9 protein-coding genes and 1 pseudogene are annotated in these 14,137 nt (G+C 65.1%); 5 read left to right on the top strand and 5 right to left on the bottom strand.

All coding sequences use genetic code 11. The annotated features are described in order from the left end of the window. Positions 1–4 precede the first annotated feature (4 nt). Complete coding sequence (locus tag IPM80_23845) at positions 5–1,084, bottom strand: hypothetical protein (protein ID MBK8961376.1); 1,080 nt, start codon at positions 1,082–1,084, stop codon at positions 5–7. Between the two features lie 45 nt (positions 1,085–1,129). Then, positions 1,130–3,067 (bottom strand): acetate--CoA ligase, encoded by a 1,938-nt coding sequence (gene acs / locus IPM80_23840; protein ID MBK8961375.1) that lies wholly within the window; start codon positions 3,065–3,067, stop codon positions 1,130–1,132. A gap of 178 nt (positions 3,068–3,245) precedes the next feature. Between acs and IPM80_23835 the strand changes: the two genes are divergently transcribed. Continuing rightward, a complete protein-coding gene (locus IPM80_23835) occupies positions 3,246–4,265 on the top strand; it encodes a 3'(2'),5'-bisphosphate nucleotidase (GenBank protein MBK8961374.1) in 1,020 nt (339 codons plus the stop codon). A gap of 12 nt (positions 4,266–4,277) precedes the next feature. Here IPM80_23835 and IPM80_23830 read toward each other — a convergent pair whose 3' ends face one another. Next, positions 4,278–6,743: an EAL domain-containing protein gene (locus IPM80_23830; GenBank protein ID MBK8961373.1), complete on the bottom strand. Its 2,466-nt coding sequence runs from the start codon at positions 6,741–6,743 to the stop codon at positions 4,278–4,280. 257 nt (positions 6,744–7,000) lie between these two features. Here IPM80_23830 and IPM80_23825 point away from each other — a divergent pair, with 257 nt between their 5' ends. Next, positions 7,001–7,411: an MAPEG family protein gene (locus IPM80_23825; GenBank protein ID MBK8961372.1), complete on the top strand. Its 411-nt coding sequence runs from the start codon at positions 7,001–7,003 to the stop codon at positions 7,409–7,411. Positions 7,412–7,459: 48 nt separating this feature from the next. On the opposite strand, the gene IPM80_23820 is transcribed toward IPM80_23825, so the two are convergent. Next, the gene (locus IPM80_23820; GenBank protein MBK8961371.1) at positions 7,460–8,497 is read right to left on the bottom strand and encodes an alpha/beta hydrolase; all 1,038 of its coding nucleotides are present in this window, start codon (positions 8,495–8,497) and stop codon (positions 7,460–7,462) included. Between the two features lie 43 nt (positions 8,498–8,540). After that, a pseudogene (locus tag IPM80_23815) lies at positions 8,541–10,014 on the bottom strand (NAD(P)/FAD-dependent oxidoreductase). A gap of 165 nt (positions 10,015–10,179) precedes the next feature. Here IPM80_23815 and IPM80_23810 point away from each other — a divergent pair. The 3 genes from IPM80_23810 (at position 10,180) to IPM80_23800 (ending at position 14,106) form a co-directional block, all read left to right on the top strand. Beyond that, positions 10,180–11,136, top strand: a complete 957-nt coding sequence (locus IPM80_23810; protein ID MBK8961370.1) for an SDR family NAD(P)-dependent oxidoreductase — start codon at positions 10,180–10,182, stop codon at positions 11,134–11,136. Positions 11,137–11,327: 191 nt separating this feature from the next. Further along, positions 11,328–12,041: a Crp/Fnr family transcriptional regulator gene (locus IPM80_23805; GenBank protein MBK8961369.1), complete on the top strand. Its 714-nt coding sequence runs from the start codon at positions 11,328–11,330 to the stop codon at positions 12,039–12,041. 226 nt (positions 12,042–12,267) lie between these two features. Continuing rightward, on the top strand, positions 12,268–14,106 hold the full coding sequence (locus IPM80_23800) for a peptidylprolyl isomerase (GenBank protein MBK8961368.1): 1,839 nt from the start codon (positions 12,268–12,270) through the stop codon (positions 14,104–14,106). The last annotated feature ends 31 nt before the right edge of the window (positions 14,107–14,137 follow it).

Below are 14,137 nucleotides of genomic sequence, written 5' to 3'. Positions count from 1 at the left end.
GCGGCTACTTGTTGGCGTCGAGAATGTGGCCGATGTCGAACTCACCGCGCGGCGCCTTCTTGGCGCGGGGCGGCGTGGCATCCGCGCGCTTGGTCGCGGGGCTTTTGCCGCCGTTCGACGCACGACGTTTGGGGCGCGGAGCCGCGGCGCCAATCGCGCGCGGTGCGCCGCGCTTGGCCGCGGGCACAGCCTGCGGCGCCGCTGCGCGCATCACGGTGTCGGCCGCTGCATTTGTCACGGGAATGACAGGCGGCTGGTTGGCGTGCGCCGCCTCCCGCTCGGCGCGCAGCGCCGACAGTTCACGCTGCATGTCGCGCTGACGCGCCAGCAAGACATCGATCTCATCGCGGCCCGGCGCGTCGATGAGCGCGGTCAAACGTCCACCAAGCTTGCGTATCGCCAGGCGTAAGGCGCTGCCGGCATTGACCCAGGCAGCGAAATCGCGCGCGAACTCGTGGCTCATGACGCGTTCGGCGTAAGCCGCTTCCGCCTGGTCTATCCACAGGTCGTACAGGGCGCGCACGCTGCGGATGGGCGGACCGTCATGATCTTCCAGCGCCAACGCCAGGCGCGACAAGGCCGCGCGCGTCACCAGCCGGTAGTGTTCATCGACAGCGGCGCGTATGCGATCTTCGTGCAGCGCCGCGGCCTGCACGGTCTTCAGCATCTCCTGCCATTCGCGCAACGGGCCGATGGACGGCAGCGCCAGCAGCTCGTGCGCCCAGGCTTGGGTGGTGGCTGACCACTGCAACCACGCCCGGCCGGCGCCGGCGTCGGGAAATACACCCAGCAAGGCGCGCGGCGCACTGGCCAGCAGCGCATTGATGAAGTCGTCGTGATTGGCGGAGTCGCCCGCGCACGCGGCCCGCTGCAGCATTGCGATGAAGCGATTGGCGAAGTCCTCGCCTCCGCCCTTGTTCATCATGCCCTGGATCGCGCGCGCGAAATGCCGGAACGAGTCGGCGAGCCCCGCTATCGAATCCGCTGAGAAGGGCTGTCCCATGCCGGGTTGGAAGCCCTTGCTCGCGGTCTCGGTCCACGCGCGCCACGACTTCAGCCACGGCGCTTCGTCATCGCCACTCACGGCGCGCCTCGCGACGCGCGCGCTGCGCTTGCCCGTCGACGTCGGCTACTGGTTGGCACGATGGCTGACGAGGTCGTCCACCACCGACGGATCGGCCAGCGTGGTGGTGTCACCCAGGTTGTCCAGTTCATTGGCCGCGACCTTGCGCAGGATGCGCCGCATGATCTTGCCGGAGCGCGTCTTCGGCAGACCCGGCGCCCATTGAATGACGTCGGGCGTGGCGATGGCGCCAATCTCGGTGCGCACGTGCTGCACGAGTTCCTTGCGCAATTCCTCGCTGGGCGTGACGTTGTGCATGAGCGTCACGTAGGCATAGATGCCCTGACCTTTGATGGCGTGCGGATAACCCACCACCGCGGCTTCCGACACCGCCGGATGCAGGACCAGCGCGCTCTCCACTTCGGCGGTGCCGAGGCGATGACCGGAGACGTTGATCACGTCGTCGACGCGGCCCGTGATCCAGTAATAGCCGTCCTCGTCGCGACGCGCGCCGTCACCGGTGAAATAGCGCCCCGGAAACATCTTGAAATAGGTTTCCTTGAAGCGCTCGTGATCGCCATACACGGTGCGCATCTGGCCGGGCCATGAACGATTGATGACCAGCGAACCCGAAGTCGCGCCATCCAGCTCACGGCCCTGATCATCGACCAGCGCCGGCTCGACACCGAAGAACGGCAAGGTTGCCGAGCCCGGCTTCAGGCGTCGCGCGCCGGGCAGCGGCGTGATGAGGATGCCGCCCGTTTCCGTCTGCCACCAGGTATCGACTATCGGGCAGCGCCCGTCGCCGACCACGTTGTAATACCACTCCCAGGCTTCGGGATTGATGGGCTCGCCGACGCTGCCGAGTATGCGCAGACTCGAGCGGCTGTACTTGGTGACGAAGGCATCGCCCTGGCCCATCAAGGCCCGCAACGCGGTCGGCGCGGTGTAGAAGATGTTGACCTGGTGCTTGTCGATGACCTGCCAGAAGCGGCCCGCGTCGGGATAGGTCGGCACGCCTTCGAACATCACCGAGGTTGCGCCGTTGGCGAGCGGCCCGTAGACGATGTAGGAATGACCGGTCACCCAGCCGACGTCGGCCGTGCACCAGTACACGTCGCCCTCGTGGTAATCGAACACGTACTTGTGGGTCATGGCCACGTGCAGCAGGTAACCGCCGGTGGTATGCAGCACGCCCTTGGGTTTGCCGGTCGAACCCGAGGTGTAGAGGATGAATAGCGGGTCTTCGGCGTCCATCGAGGTGGGCGGGCAGTCCTCGGAAGCGCTCGCCATGCACTCGTGGTACCAGTGATCACGGCCAGCGGTCCAGGCGATGGCGGCGCCGGTATGGCGCACCACGATCATCGACTTCACGCACTCGCAGCCTTCCAGCGCCTTGTCGGCGTTGGCCTTCAAGGGCACGCCGCGACCGCCGCGCAGACCTTCGTCGGCGGTGATCAAGGCCACGCATTCGGAATCCAGGATGCGATCCTTGAGGGCGTCGGGCGAGAACCCGCCGAACACCACCGAGTGCACCGCGCCGATACGCGCGCAGGCCAGCATCGCGACCAGCGCCTCGGGGATCATCGGCATGTAGATCGAGACGCGGTCACCCTTGTTGACGCCGCGCGCCTTCAACACATTGGCGAAACGGCACACCTCGCCATGCAGTTCACGATAGGTGATGTGCTTGTGCGCGGCCGGGTCGTCGCCTTCCCAGATGATGGCGGTCTGCTCGCCACGGGTGGCGAGATGGCGGTCCAGGCAGTTGTAGGACACGTTCAGCCGCGCGCCCTCGAACCAGCGGATGGTGGCCGTGTTAAAGTCGCAGTTGGAGACCGTGTGCCAACGCGCATCCCAGCTCACGAACTTGTCGGCCTGCTCGGCCCAGAACGCATCGGGTGTCTCAATCGAGCGTCGATACATGTCGACGTATTGTTGCTCGTTGATGTGCGCCGACGCGGCGATGGCGGCCGGGATCGGACGGACTTTGCTCTCGGACATGGACGGCTCTCCTCCTCGATTGGGGCATTGCGCGCAAGTTCGAGGCACGGCGCCGACGGCAGCCATCGGCATGCGCGCCAGGCGCTACGGAAACCCGACGGCGCTGGGAAAACAGGGCTCGGAGTTTAACACCGTGGGCGCCGCCCGGCGCCACGTCAACCACAGAGAAAGGACAGTCGTGACGCACTCGGCCACTTACCAGGACATCTTGCCCGTTGCCATCGCGGCGGTCGCTGCCGCCTGTCGCGTGACCCGTCACGTGCAGAGCCGTCAACAGCACATCGAACGTCACAGCAAGGACGACATGAGCCCGGTGACGGTGGCTGATTACGCCGCACAGGCCGTCATTGCCCGCCGGCTCGCCGACGCGTTCGGCACCCTGACCATGGTCGGCGAAGAAGACGCCGAGACCTTGCGCGAAGCGGGTCGCACGGCCCTGCGCGAAGAAGTCGCCGCCGCCGCGCGCGTGGCCTGGCCGGGCGCCGGCATCGACGATGTGCTGGACGCGATCGACCTCGGCAATCACGACGCGAGCGGCGCGCGCTACTGGACCTTGGACCCGATAGACGGCACCAAGGGCTTTCTGCGCGGCGGTCAGTACGCGGTTTCCCTGGCCCTCATCGAACAGGGCAAGGTGGTGCTCGGCGTGCTGGGCTGCCCCAACCTGTCCCAGGATTTCAACCGTTCCTTCGACGACCCGGACACGCGCGGCTGTCTGTTCCATGCGGTGCGCGGCGGCGGCAGTTGGGCGGTGCCAGCGGACCGTCCGAACCTGTCGCCGCGTCGCCTGGATGCGAGTCGCGAGGAAGATATCAGCGCCATGCGCGTGTGCGAATCAGTCGAAGCGGCGCATTCGCGCATCGACGACACCGGCCGCATCGTCGACTACCTCGCCGCGCGTGGCGCGCCGGCGCGGCTCGATAGCCAGTGCAAGTACGCCGTGGTGGCCCGCGGCCAGGCCGAGGCCTACCTGCGCTTGCCGACGCGCCGCGATTACGTGGAGAAGATCTGGGATCACGCCGCCGGCATGATCATCGCCGAAGAGGCGGGCGCGGTGGTCACCGACGTGCTCGGCAAGCCGCTGGATTTTTCCAAGGGCGCGGGCCTCGCCGCCAATCGCGGCGTGATCTGCGCGACGCGCGCCTTTCACGGCCGCATCCGTCAGGCCATCAGCGCGCTCGGGCTGTTCCCGGAATGAGGCGCGCGGTCCTCAACTGACCGCCGCCAGGCGCGCCTCGGGTTCGACGTGATCGAGGCGCGACAACGGGAACGGTTTGCCGACGCCATAGCCTTGCGCGTAGTCCACGCCGACCTCGGCCAGCACGCGCATGATGTCATCGTTCTCGACGAATTCGGCGATGGTCTTCTTGCCCATCACCTGGCCGACGTCGTTGATGGAGCGCACCAGCGCACGATCGAGCGGGTCGCTGTGCACATCGCGCACGAACATGCCGTCGATCTTGAGGTAGTCGACCGGCAGGTTCTTGAGATAGGCGAACGACGACAGGCCACTGCCGAAATCGTCCAGCGCAAAGAAGCAGCCCAGGGCCTTCAAGGTCGAGATGAAACGACTGGCCTGTGAAAGATTGGAGATCACCGCGGTCTCGGTGATCTCGAAGCAGATCTTGCTGCTCGGCACGCGTGCCGCGCGCAGCAGGTCGATGACATAGCCGAGGAAGGATTCATCGGCCAGCGTCAGGCCTGAGAGATTGACCGAGCACATGTCGAAACGCGCGAATTCGCGCGGATTCTGCGCCGCCCATTCCAGCAGGTGCGACACCACCCAACGGTCGACCTGGGCGGCGAGATTGTAGCGCTCGGCGGCCGGCAGGAAGGCGCCGGGCGGCACCTCGGCGCCATCGCCATCGATCATGCGGATCAGTACTTCGTAGTGCTCGTAGCGGTTGCGTGCACCGACCACCGGCACGATGGGCTGCACGTAGAGACGGAACTGATCCGACTCGAGCGCCGCCTGGATCTTGGTCACCCACTGCATCTCGCCGTGACGCTTGGCCAGCTCTTCATCGTCGCGCAGGTAGGTGTGTACGCGGTTGCGGCCGAGATCCTTGGCCGCGTAACAAGCAGTGTCGGCCTGTTGCAGGACCTCGGTGACGCTCGCTGAATCGCGATTGATGGGCACCAGGCCAATGCTCACGCCCACCCGGAAGCGCTTGTCGTCCCACACGAATTGGAAATCCTCGATGGCGGCGCGGAAGCTTTCGGCCACGCGCTGGCTCTGCGCCAACGGGCAGTTCTCCATCAACAGGCCGAATTCATCGCCGCCGAGGCGCGCGATGGTATCGCTGGCGCGCACCTTGGCGCGCAACACGTTCGCCACCTGGCGCAACAGTTCATCGCCGGCCACGTGGCCGCAGGTGTCGTTGATGACCTTGAACTGGTCGAGGTCGAGATAGCAGATGGCGTGTTCCTTGCCGTTACGCCAGGTGCCTTCCAGCGCGTATTCGATGCGCGCCTCGAACTCGCGACGGTTAACGAGGCCGGTCAGGGCGTCGTGGGTGGCCTGGTAGGACAGCTCCTTGGACAGCTGATGCGCCTCGGTGATGTCCTGGATCTGGCCAATCGCGTATTGGTAACGGCCGCTCGCGTCGCGCACCGCCGACACGTGGCACAAGACCCAGATCGGATGGCCGTCTCGATGCACGTAGCGCTTCTCGATCTGGTAGCGCTCGATCTGACCCGCCACCAGTTCGTGGTACTGGTATAGACCGGTCTCGCGATCGTCGGGGTGGGATATCTCACGCAGCGCCATGCCGGTCATGACATCGGGCGCATAACCGAGCATGGCTTCGAAGGCCTGGTTGGCGTGCTGGATCTGGCGCGCCTCGTTGACGATGATCATGCCGATGGCGGCGCTGTCGAAAGCACTCTTGAAGCGTTGTTCGCTCGCCACCAGGGCGCGCTCGGTGGCGCTGCGCTCGGCGATCTGCGATGACAGTTCGTGATTGCGCCGCTTGAGTTCCTCGGTGCGTTGTTCGACCTGCGTTTCGAGTTCGCGATCGCGCTGTTCGATCTCGGCGAGCATGCCATTGAAGTCGGCGCACAGCTGCCCGAGTTCGTCGGTGGCCAGCACCGGTGCGCGCAGCGCGTAATCGCGCGATTCGCGCACCCGGCGGGCGATCGCGGTCAGGCCCATCACCGGCAGGTAGATGCCGCGCAGCAGGCGTGTCGCGAGCGCCAGTGCCGCCACGATTGCGATGGCTGCCATGGCCGCCACCAGTTGCACGTCGTGCCACAGGCGTTTGCGCACTTCGGCAAAGCTCGCGCCCACCGTTGCGCGGCCGAGGCTGCGTCCATCGGCGACCACCGCCGCGCTGGCTTCGAAATCCTGTCGCTGACTTGCGGCTTCCCAGGCGGAGGTCTCGAAGCGCGCGAAACCCGGCGCCGAGGGCGTATCGATGCGGCCAGCGACGATGGCGCTGTCGCCGTCGAGCAGGTGCAATGCGCGCTCGGTGCCGACGCGGTCGCCGCGTGCGATGCTCGCGGCACTGGCCAATGCCGCCATGCGTGCATGGGCCTCGGCACGTGCGACCAGGGCGGCACGCGTGGCGTGGTAGTCACGCCAGGTGAAAGCCGCGCCGGCCACCACCAGGCCAACCACCATGGCCAGCAGAATGGCAAAGCCGAGCTTCTGCTTGATAGAAAGTGTTCTGGACACGGTGGTTGGAGGGTCTCGCCGGCTAAGGATTGAGATTCGTTATCAGGCATATCGACCATCGCCGGAAAAAGTTCAGGCGCCGTCGCGTCGGGGCCGGGGCCGGCATCGGGCGCTGCGCCGTGACAGGCGTCTGTTATCCTGCCGCGAACCCGCGGCCGCATGGCCGCGGTGCCGTGGCCGGCCTTGCCGGCCCCACAACAACGCCGGGCAGGCGTCACCATGCCACGACCCGGTATCACCATGATTTGGGAGGGGATATGAGCACGACGGCAATTGCCTTGATTGGAATGGTCATGTGGTCAGTGGCGCTGACCTTCGCCCTGGTATTCACGCGCGTCAGCGCGATCATGCGGGGCGAGAAGGAATTGAACGCGTTTCAGGCCGATGGCCGCGATCTGAACGCGTTCGGGCTGCGCATGACGCGCTCCCATGCCAACGCGCTGGAGAACCTGGCCCTGGCGGTGGGCCTCATGCTGCTCGCCATCGCCACCGGCCATACGGACATCACCGACAAGCTCGCCATGGTGGTGCTCTATGCCCGCATCGCGCAGTCCGTGGTGCACATCGCGTCGACCTCGGCGCCGATGGTGATGGCGCGCGCCACCTTGTTCAGTGTGCAGATGCTGATCTTCGCCTACTGGGGCTGGATGCTCAGCCAGGCGCACTAAGGGACAGATGAAGGAGGCGGCGCTGGTGTCGGCGCCGCCTCCGGCATCTCAGTCCAGGCCGCGCAGGAATTCCAACAACACGCGGTTGGTGTCTTCCGGACGTTCCTGCTGCAGCCAGTGGCCGCAGCGCGGGAAGATCTCGGTGCCGCGATAGTCGGTCGCCACTTCCTTCACCCGCTCGATACATTCGGCGCCCCACCAGGTCGCGACATCGAACTCCGCGCCCAGGAAAAACGACGGCGCGGTGAGCTTGCGCGTGGCGTGCGGTGCAAGATCGTGCCAATCGGCGTCCAGGTTGCGGTAATAGCTCAAGGGGCCGGCCAAACCGCTGCGCTCATATTCACGCACGAAGAATTCGAGATCGGCCTCGTCGAACCAGGGTGGCATGACCTTGGGCGTCATGAAGCGTTCGCGCATGCGCGTACCGTGCGGAATGCACAGCGCGCTGCCACGGATGAGCGTGACGGGATCGGCGGCATTGATATCGAAGCCCGCCTCCAGCATGCCCTCGCCCGACACCGAGTAGACGATGTCCCGCAGCCAGCCGCGCGCATCCTGTTCGAACTCATCGATGATGGGGCCGAGCGTGCCGAAATAGGTCTGGTAGAAATCCTGGCCGGGGCCGGCCAGTTCGGCATGGTATTCATCGGGCCGCTGCTCACCGAAAGGATTGCCCGGCAGTCCGATCAAGGCGCGACCGGCAAACGGCACGCTCATGCCCATCACGCCGCGGAACACTTCCGGGTGCAGCCAGGCGGAGGTCCAAGCCACCGGCGCGCCCCAGTCATGGCCGACCACCACCGCCTGCGTTTCGCCCAGCGCCTTGACCAGCCCCACCACGTCGGCTATCAGGGGTCCGATGCGATAGGCCTCTGTGCGCCAGAATTTCGAGGAGCGACCGTAACCGCGCTGGTCTACCGCCACCGCGCGGTAGCCGTGGCGCGCCAGGAAGCTCAACTGGTGACGCCACGAATACCACAGTTCGGGAAAGCCATGCAGCAGTACCACCAGCGGCCCGTGGCCGGCTTCGACATAGTGGAGCCGGGCGTCGTTGACGCTGGCATAGCCGTGCTTGAATCCGTCCATTGCGTGCCTCTCTTGGGATGTTGTTGGATGCGCCGCGCGCGTGTCAGGCCATGAGCTCGTATTCCGCCCAGCGCGGTTCGCGCATGTCGTCCTTGAAGCGCTCGAAGGACCACGGCCAGGTGACCGGCGTGCCGTTCTTGTCCAGGTACCAGCTGCGGCAGCCCGACACCCACACCGTGTGCTTCATTGCATCGCGGATCTCGGCATTGAAGCGCCGGGTCGCCTCGGCGCTCGGCGCCAGCGCACGACATGCGCCGGCGCGAATGCGCTCGATGAGCTTGAGTATGTAATCGACCTGCATCTCGGCGATGAGGATCAGCGAGAAATTGCCTATCGGGCTGTTGGGCCCGATCAGCATGAAGAAATTGGGGAAGCCGGGCACCGCCAGGCAACGATGGGCCTCGAGCGATTGCGACCATGCGTCGTCGAGTTTCACGCCGCCCTGGCCACGGATGTCGATATCGCGCATGAAGCGATGACCATCGAAGCCGGTGGCCAGCACCAGCACGTCGAGCTCGTGCAGTACGCCGTCGCGAGTGCGCACGCCCTGCGCTTCGATACGCGCTATGCCGTCGGTCACCAGGTGCGCGTTCGGCTTTTGAATCGCCGCGTAGAAGCTGTCGGACATGATGAGGCGCTTGCATGCCACCTTGTAGTCGGGCGTCAACCTGGCACGAAGCTCGGGGTCGTGGATGTTGTGTTCGAGGTTCATGCGGCAACGCTGCTCGATGCGCGCCATCTGCGTCTCGTCGCCGATCACCGCGCGCGCGAACGAGTTGGTGAACTGATCGGACATATGCCAGAACATTTCGCTCATCTTGGCCGGATTGGCGCGAAACTCCGCCTTCTGCTCCTCGCTGTAAGGCTCGTTGGGATACGGGCAACACCCACTGCGCCGTGCGTTGGAACAGATCAAGCGACGCCACCTCGTCGACGATGCCGGTGACTATCTGGATGGCGGTCGAGCCGGTAGCGATGATGCCGACGCGCTTGCCCGCGAGCGATACGCCGTGATCCCAGCGCGCGCTGTGAAAGCACGGCCCGGCAAACGTGTCGAGACCGTCGATGTCCGGGTAGACCGGGTGATGCAGCACGCCGGTCGCCGCGATCACCACCGTCGCCTCATCGCCGCCGCCATCGGCGAAGCGCAGATGCCAGCGGTCGTCGTTGAACTCGGCGGCCACCACCTCGGTGTTGTAGCGGATGTAGGACGCGACGCCGTATTTTTCCGCCGTACGCTCGAAGTAGGCGCGGATCTCCGGCCCCGGCGAGAACATGTGGCTCCACTCGGGATTCGGCTCGAAGGTGTACACGTAATGGTGCGAAGGCACATCGCAGGACAGGCCCGGATAGCTGTTCTCGCGCCAGGTGCCGCCGCAACTCGCGGCCTTCTCGTAGATGACGAAATTCGAAATGCCGGCCTCGAGCAGGCGGATGCCGGTCAGAATGCCGGACATGCCGGCACCTATCACGGCCACGCGGATCTCCCCCGCGCCGTGTACGGAATTGTTGTTCATGGACGCCCCAAAATGCTTCGTCGGAATCATCGCATACGAGCGCCGGGCGTCCAACGCGTGCCCGTAACGCACGCGCCGCCGCGTGACACGGTTTCACGCTGGATTCGCCCAGGACTATCCATTACCTTGACCGCATAGCAAAGAAGAACCCCAAGGAGCATCGCCATGGCGTTTACGGCTGACTACGAAAAATTCAAATTTCCGGAAAACGCCTTCAAGGGCAAGCGCGTTCTCATCACCGGCTCGGGCAAGGACGGCGGCATCGGCCAGGGCCTGGCGCTGGCGGCGGCGGCCAGCGGCGCCGAAGTGGTGGGCGTGCACTTCCATTCCAGCTACCGCGACGGATTCGACATGGTGGATGCCATGCGCGCCAATGGCGTGAAGGCGTTTGCCATGCAGGCCGATGTCACCAACACCCGCGACCTGTGGGCGTCACGCAGCTACGTCATCGAGCAGATGGGCGGCAAAGGCCCGGACATCGTGATCTGCAATTCCGGCCTGACGGAAAAAGGCTATCGCTTCGGGCGCGCGCTGCCGGAAATCGACGGCGAGAGTCGCGCCGAACGCCGCGCGCGGGTGCGCCGCGAATTCATCGAGAACCTCGCCGAGTCCAAGCTGGTGATGGACACCAAGATTGACGGCTTCGTCTACATGACCCACCTGTGGGCCGGCGAAGCGGTCTATCACAACAGTCCCGTGCAGTTCATCTACATCTCGTCCATGCAGTCCATCGAACCGGGCGTGGCGGTGCCGGGTTACGTGGTCGCCAACTGGGCGGTGCTGCGCCTGCCGGAAGTGCTGCGTACCAATCTCGGCAAGGCCGCCAACATGGCCAGCGCCTGCTGCCTCATGCTGCCCTTCGTGCGCACCGGCATGACCGAGGAATACGCCGACAATGCCAAGGTCTTCGGCCGTTGGCAGCCACGCATGCTCGAGCCTTTCGAAGCCGCCCATGCCGTGACCCAGCTGCTGTCGCGCCCGGCCGAGGAGTTGAACCTCGGCAATTTCAAGCTGGCGGTCGAAGGCACGGTCGAACGCGTGTCCCTGAAATGGTCGCAGGTCAAACTCGAAGTCAGTGACGAGGCGCTGGCCTGGAGCGACGCCAACCCGGTTGTCAGCTGAGCGTTCGCGGCGGTGACCTGCCGGTCAGGTCACCGCTACCGCTCCCCCGCCCCTCCCCGTCGCCTCCCAAATGTGGGATTTCTCGTTCTTCCGCATCTCGTTTGCGGCTAGCCTTTCCAGCGTGGACGTGCAGCTCGCACACCAGGCGGGGGCCTGGTATCCGCAATCGATACTCGAGGGAGGTCAGGGACATGGTCAAAACGAGGAATATCACCGTCACCGCGCAATCGCTGGCAGCGCTCGACGCGTTCGCGTCACTGCCCGAGGCCTCGCGCGAAAAGATTGCCCGCCTTTGTCACGGCCGCCGTTACGCCGCCGACGAGCACATCATTCCGCAACGGGACGATGGCCACGGCGTGTATTTCGTGATGAGCGGGGTGGTGAAGATCACTTATTTCGCGGCGCGCGGCCGCCAGGTGGCGTTTCGCGATACCGGACCGGGCGAGATGTTCGGAGAGTTGTCGGCGCTCGACGGCGACCTCCGCTCGGCGGAAGTCATCGCCCGCAGCCCATCGTTCCTCGTGTCGCTCACCGCCGGCAACTTCCTGACCGTGCTGCATGAATATCCATCGGTTTCCAACTATGTCCTGCGGCGCCTCGCCAAGCTGGTGCGCCTGCTGTCCGACCGCGTGGTGGAAATGAGCACGCTAGGCGTCAACAACCGCATCCATGCCGAATTGCTGCGACTGGCGCGCGCCGCCGGCAGCGGGGCCGGCGTGGTCACCATAGAGCGCATGCCGACGCATCTCGAATTCGCGTCCCGCATCAGTTGCAACCGCGAAGCGGTGTGCAACGAACTCAATCGGCTGACCAAGATTGGCCTTCTTAAAAAGCTGCAGCGCCGTGGCATGCAGATAGTGGACGTGCCGCGGCTCGAACTAATGGTGGCGGAGGTCGTCGAGTAAGACCCGGGCGGCAGTGCGCTCACGCGTGGCGCTGCGTGGTCACCGTGCGGTGCCTGGCGCTTGGCGGCGCGTCTGTCGAATGTGAACTTTGTGTGCCTGCGCAAATTACCGCGATGAAGCGCAGTTTCTGCATCATATTCGGCGCCCGAGTTTGGTATAAAGCATAGCCCTTGGCACGTGTCCGCCGCGGACATGTCCCCCTTACCCAACCGGACGAAGCGCAACCATGGCCACCGATACCACCAAGCCCGTGCCCCCCGAACTCTGGCCCGCCGGCAAATGGACCACCAGCCCGCGGGTGACCATGACCACCACCTTTGGCGACGTGGTGTTCCAACTGGCGCCGAACGATGCGCAGTACACGGTCGTCAACTTTCTCGCCTACGTGAACAGCGGCTTCTACAAGAACCTGGTGTTTCATCGCGTGATATCCGACTTCGTCGTGCAAGGCGGCGGCTTCACCACGGGCCTGGCGCAGAAGGTACCCTTCTACCTGCCCATCAGCCTCGAGTCGGACAATGGGCTGAAGAACACCCGCGGCACCATCGCCATGGCGCGGACTTCCGATCCCGATTCCGCGACCAGCCAGTTCTTCGTCAATCTGGTCGGCAATTCCGAACTCAACCACAGCGCCAGCAACGACGGCTACGCGGTGTTCGGCAAGGTCGTGTCGGGCATGTCGGTGATCGACAAGATTGGCAAGGTCGCCACCGGCGATCGCGCCGGCATGAGCGACGTGCCACTCAAGAACGTGGTGATCAAATCGGCGGTGGAAACCACCACCGGCACCATTCACAACAAGACCGGCGTGGTGTCGGTGGGCGGCATTGAAGCCGGCGCCACCTGGGAGTTCAGCACCGACAAGGGCGCGCACTGGACGCGCGGCAAGACCACCGGTTCCAGCGCCTTCCGCTTCAAGTTGGCCGAAGGCGCCTACGAAGCCAACGATATCCTCATCCGTTCAACGGACAAGGCCGGCAATGTCAGCAATGTCGGCCACACCGGCGCAAGCGTGGTGATGTTCGCCGGTACCGCCATACTCGGCAACGCCTCTAACAATTCCATGAAGGGCACCGGCGGCCACGACCGCATGTACGGCCTGGCCGGCAATGACACCATGACCGCAGGCAACGGCAACGACTTCATGGACGGCGGCTCGGGCCGCGACCTCATGATTGGCGGCGCGGGCAACGACACCTATATCGTGCGCGACGCGACCGACATCGAACGGGAGCTCCTCGGCGGCGGCACCGACCTGGTCAAAAGCTTCGCCACGGCGCACACGCTGGGTAACTTCGTCGAGCGCGGCCAGATCATGTTGACCACCTCCGCCAGCCTCACCGGCAACGCGCAGAGCAATCTCCTCATCGCGGGCGTCGGCAACAACGTGCTGAATGGCGGTGACGGCACCGATACCGTGAGCTATGCCTCCGGCGTGAGCGGCACCCAAGGCGTGACCGTCAGCCTCGCCATCAGCACCGCGCAGGTGACCGGCGGCTCGCGCACGGACACCTTGCTCAACGTCGAGAATCTCACCGGCTCGGCGTTCGCCGACAACCTGACGGGCAACGACAACGCCAACGTCCTGAACGGCGGCGCGGGGGCCGACACCTTGAGCGGTGCCGGCGGCGCCGACACACTCGTCGGCGGCGACAACAATGACCTGCTGATCGGCGGCGACGGCGCGGACACCCTGTCGGGCGGCGGCGGCGGCGACATCCTGCGCGGCGGCGAAGGCATCGATCTCCTGACCGGTGGCGCCAGCAATGACAGATTCGACTTCGATGCGCTGACCGACCTCGGTACCGACGTCGCGGCCACCGACACCGTCACGGACTTCACCACCGGCGATCTGCTGGACCTCTCGGGGATTGACGCCGACACCACCACCATCGGTGACGAGGCGTTCAGCACCACCTTGGTCTCGGCATTCACCGCGGCCGGTCAGCTCAAGTTCGAAAACGGCGTGTTGTCGGGTAATACCGACCTCGACTTCAACACCGTCGAGTTCGTCATCAACCTGACCGGCGTCACGAGTCTCGGCGCTTCGGACCTGGTGGTGTAATCGGCAGACCGTCAGGCGCCCTCGCCATGAG

Source organism: Pseudomonadota bacterium (assembly GCA_016719885.1).
In the GTDB taxonomy this organism is placed as follows: domain Bacteria; phylum Pseudomonadota; class Gammaproteobacteria.
Note: the sequence above shows the minus strand (reverse complement) of the source record. Positions and strands in the feature narration are given on the sequence as shown.

What these genes read in the sequence shown, in the direction of transcription:
- acs (MBK8961375.1), bottom strand. Translation starts at nt 3,067, where the DNA reads ATGTCCGAGAGCAAAGTCCGTCCGATCCCGGCCGCCATCGCCGCGTCG.
- IPM80_23825 (MBK8961372.1), top strand. Translation starts at nt 7,001, where the DNA reads ATGAGCACGACGGCAATTGCCTTGATTGGAATGGTCATGTGGTCAGTG.
- IPM80_23820 (MBK8961371.1), bottom strand. Translation starts at nt 8,497, where the DNA reads ATGGACGGATTCAAGCACGGCTATGCCAGCGTCAACGACGCCCGGCTC.
- IPM80_23810 (MBK8961370.1), top strand. Translation starts at nt 10,180, where the DNA reads ATGGCGTTTACGGCTGACTACGAAAAATTCAAATTTCCGGAAAACGCC.
- IPM80_23805 (MBK8961369.1), top strand. Translation starts at nt 11,328, where the DNA reads ATGGTCAAAACGAGGAATATCACCGTCACCGCGCAATCGCTGGCAGCG.
- IPM80_23800 (MBK8961368.1), top strand. Translation starts at nt 12,268, where the DNA reads ATGGCCACCGATACCACCAAGCCCGTGCCCCCCGAACTCTGGCCCGCC.